The organism is Mycobacteriales bacterium (assembly GCA_036497565.1).
In the GTDB taxonomy this organism is placed as follows: Bacteria; Actinomycetota; Actinomycetes; order Mycobacteriales; family QHCD01; genus DASXJE01.
The window spans coordinates 1-4,040 of sequence record DASXJE010000296.1; the positions used below are offsets into that span (position 1 = coordinate 1).

Consider the following 4,040-nt stretch of genomic DNA (forward strand, 5'->3'; position numbering starts at 1 on the left):
CGACGAGATGATCTGGTCCGGGTGGGACGACCGGTCCGAGCCGCTCGCCGACGACCTGCGTGCGCTGCTGCAGGAGACCCTGCAGGTCACCCGGCCGCGGACCCCGCCCGTCGATGAGACCGCGGCGACGATGCGCCCGGCGCAGCTGCCGCCGGCCGCGCGGCAGACGCTCGTCGCGGTGGTCGGCGCCACCGAAATTCGCGACGACCCACCCACCCGGCTCCGGCATGCCGGCGGCAAGAGCACCACCGACCTGCTGCGGCGGCGGTCCGGCGATGCCGGGGACGCACCCGACGCGGTGGTCTATCCGGCCAATCACGACGAGGTGCTCGGCGTACTCCGCACCTGCGCGGAGCACCGGGTCGCGGTGGTGCCCTTCGGCGGCGGCACGAGTGTGGTCGGCGGTGTCGAGCCGGTGCGCGCCGGATTCGCGGCGGTGATCGCGCTCGACCTGCGTCGCCTCGATCACCTCGTCGCGCTCGACGACGTGTCGATGACCGCGACGCTCGAAGCCGGTCTGCGTACGCCGGAGGCCGAGGAACTGCTCGCCGCGCGTGGCCTCACCCTCGGACACCTGCCGGAGAGCTATGCCCACGCCAGCATCGGCGGTTACGCGGCGACCCGGTCCTCCGGACAGGCGTCCTCGGGCTACGGCCGGTTCGACGACCTGGTGCTCGGGCTGCGGGTCGCCACCCCGCGCGGGTCGCTGCGACTCGGCCGGGCGCCGTCGTCGGCGGCCGGCCCGGATCTGCGACAGCTGGTGCTGGGCTCGGAGGGCACCCTCGGGGTGATCACCGAGGTCACCGCGATGGTCCGCGCCCGACCTGAGGTCGTCGTCGACGAGGCGTGGTTGTTCCCCGACTTCGCCGCAGGCGTGCTGGCGTTCCGCCGCCTCGCGCACGCCGGCATCCTGCCGACGATCACCCGGCTCTCCGACGAGGCGGAGACCGGGGTCGACCGGCTGATGGGCGGGGCCGGCGGCGATCCCTCCGGCGACCCGGGCGGATGCCTGGCGGTGGTCGGCTACGAAGGCCCCGCGTCGGTGGTGGCGGCGCGCCGCGAGCTCGCCACGGCAGTCCTCGCCGGCGCGGGTGGCAGCGCCCTTCCCTCGCCCGCCGGCGAGCGGTGGCGCGCGCGCCGGTTCCGCGGGCCTGCGCTGCGCGACGCCGTACTCGACGTCGGCGTGCTCGCCGAAACCGTCGAGACCGCGACCAGTTGGTCGCACCTCGCGTCGCTGCACGCGCAGGTGCGTGATGCGCTCGCTGCGGCGCTGGCCGGGCAGGGCACCCCGGCGCTGGTGTGGTGTCACGTCTCGCACGTCTACCCGGCCGGCGCGTCGCTGTACTTCACGGTCGCCGCCGCGCAGACCGACGACCCGGTCGCCCAGTGGCGGCGGGCCAAGGAGGCCGCCGACGCCGCGATCGCCGCGGCCGGCGCGACGATCACCCACCATCACGGCGTCGGTCTGGACCACCGCGGCGGCATGGTCGAGGAGGTCGGTGAGCTCGGCGTGGAGGTACTGCGGGCGGTGAAGGCGACCCTCGACCCGGCGGGGGTCCTCAACCCGGGAAAGCTGATCCCGCCCGAGGGCTGACTGCCGCGGCGTACGACTTCGGGACGACATCCGTCCGTCCCTGGGGTGACGCCATCGCGGCCCGTGCTGCCTACGATCGCCGGGTGGGATCCGACGCCGGCCGATTGCGCATCCAGCGCCGCCCGTTCGAGCGGGCGGATCGCTGGGTCGGCGCACACCCGTGGTCGGTCGACATGCTCGTCGCGGCCCTTGCTGCGGCGGTGCTCGGCATCTCGTCGGTGGTCGCCATCCCCGACCTGAAGCTGTCCGTCGGATGGTCGGTCGTCCTGGTACTCGCAGTCGTCGTCCTGCACGGGTCGCTCGTCGCCCGGCGCAGTCTCCCGGTGGCCTCCTTCGCCGTGGCGACGGCGGTGATGGCCGTAGTGGCGCTGGCCCCGGACGGGAGCTCGGCGTCCGGTCCGGTGCCGCCGTTGTTCCTGCCGTCGTCCCTGGTCTTCCTGCTCTCGCTGTACGCGGTCAGCGCCTATGGTCGCCCGGCGCCGGGCTACGCATTGATCGTCGGCCTGGCCGGCGCCGGCATCGCGACCCTGCGGATCGGGCTCGTCCGGACCTCACCCGCAGACTCGCTGCCGCACGGCACCATCCAACTTCTCTTCCTCTTCGGCGCGTTGGCCGCCGCCGTCGTCGCATCCTGGAGCTTCGGGCGGTTCCGCCGGTTGCACTTCGCCTACGTCGCGACCCTCGAGGAGCGGGCCGAACGCGCGGAGGCGGACCGCGAGGAGCGCGCCCGGCGCGCCGCGGTCGACGAACGCGCCCGGATCGCCCGCGAGATGCACGACGTCGTCGCGCACTCGCTCTCGATCGTCGTCAGCCAGGCCGAAGGAGGCCGGTATGCAGCCCGCGCCCGCCCCGACAAGGCCGCCGCCGTCCTCGAGACGATCGCCGACACCGGCCGGCAGGCCCTCGCCGACATGCGCGGCCTGCTCGGCGTACTCAACAACGACGAGCAGGTCGGCGACGGAGCCGACGCCGGCTGGGGGCCGCAGCCAGGTCTGGCGCAGCTGCCCGATCTGATTGCCCGGGTGCGGGCGGCCGGACTCGCTGTCGACCACACCGAACGCGGCACGGCGCATCCGCTCAGCCCGGCGGGCGAGCTCGCGGTGTTCCGCCTCGTGCAGGAGTCACTCACCAACACGCTCAAACATGCCGGCGCAGACGCCCACGCCGCCGTCGAGTTCGCCTGGACCGACGGCGACCTGCGCATCACCGCCGGCGACGACGGCAGCGGCCTGATCTCGTCGGATGGGAGCGGGCGTGGCCTCGTCGGTATGCGCGAACGTCTCGCCGTGGTCGGCGGCTCGATGTCCTCCGGCGCCCGCCCCGGCGGGGGATTCCTGATCCGCGCCCGGGTCCCGTACCGTTCGGGTCCGGCCGAGGAGGGGGCGTCGTGACGATCAAGGTGTTCCTCGTCGACGACCAGGCACTGGTCCGGGCCGGGCTGGGGATGGTCGTCGACTCCCAGGACGATATGGAGGTCGTCGGCGAAGCGAACGACGGCGCGGAGGCGTTGGCCCGGCTCGCCGCGACGGCCGCCGATGTGGTGCTGATGGATGTCCGCATGCCGCGGATGAACGGCGTCGAGTCGACGGAGCAGCTGCTGTCCCGGCCCGGGCCGGCGCCGCGGGTCGTCGTACTCACGACGTTCGACCTGGACGAATACGCCTTCGCCGCGCTACGCGCGGGTGCGAGCGGCTTCCTGCTCAAGGACGCTCCGCCGGAAGAGTTGCTGACTGCGATCCGCACCGTGCACCACGGCGATGCCGTGATCGCTGCGTCGACGACCCGCCGGCTCATCGACCACGTCGCCCGCGACCTGCCGGGCCCCGCCGGCGCGCCCGATCCGCTCACGGACCTCACCGACCGCGAGCGCGAGGTCTTCCTCGAAGTGGCGACCGGGGCGTCCAACCAGGAGATCGCCGGCCGGCTCTTTCTGTCCGAGGCGACCGTGAAGACCCACGTCGGGCGAATCCTGGCGAAGCTCGGCCTGCGCGATCGCGTGCAGGCCGTCGTGTTGGCCTACGAGCAGGGCCTGGTGCGCCCCGGGCGTTGACCCTGGGGATGACCCGTCGTCGCGGCGGATACGCCCGCGGTGCGCGTGCTTTGGGGGTGCGTGCTGCAGCTGTAGCCCCTGCGACGGAACGCGCTGTCGGTGCAGATGTTCGCGACGTACCCGACCTGACCGGATGGATTGGTCGGTCCGATCAGGTGTTGGTCGAGCCAGCCGACCGCGACCGCCGCCAGGCCGGCATCGGGCTGGTCGACGACGAACGCGGCGAAGGATTCCGTGTCCGCCAGCCGCGCGTGGAAGTGCTCGACGTTGCGTCGCGACCATGCCTCGTCGAGCAGGTCGGCCGGGCGGCCCATGTCGCGGAACATCAACGCCCGCAGGCGGGTCAGCTCCTCGGCATCGTCGGGAACCGCCCGGCGAACCTGGTCGTGCGTGCTG

Annotated in this window: 4 protein-coding genes; 3 read left to right on the forward strand and 1 reads right to left on the reverse strand. The window is 73.3% G+C overall.

Annotation, left to right across the window (positions count from 1 at the left end):
• From VGH85_22820 to VGH85_22830, 3 genes are all read left to right on the forward strand, one after another.
• The coding region (locus tag VGH85_22820; protein ID HEY2176653.1) for an FAD-binding oxidoreductase at positions 1-1,594 on the forward strand (1,594 nt) is incomplete at its 5' end.
• A gap of 83 nt (positions 1,595-1,677) precedes the next feature.
• Complete coding sequence (locus VGH85_22825) at positions 1,678-2,985, forward strand: histidine kinase (protein HEY2176654.1); 1,308 nt, start codon at positions 1,678-1,680, stop codon at positions 2,983-2,985.
• Entirely contained in the window at positions 2,982-3,644 is a 663-nt protein-coding gene (locus tag VGH85_22830) for a response regulator transcription factor (GenBank protein ID HEY2176655.1), read from the forward strand. Before VGH85_22825 ends, VGH85_22830 begins: the two co-directional genes overlap by 4 nt.
• Here the strand turns inward: VGH85_22830 and VGH85_22835 are convergent.
• Positions 3,611-4,040, reverse strand: a 430-nt coding sequence (locus tag VGH85_22835; GenBank protein ID HEY2176656.1) for a hypothetical protein, incomplete at its 5' end; no start/stop codon positions are given. The two genes, VGH85_22830 and VGH85_22835, sit on opposite strands and share 34 nt — an antisense overlap.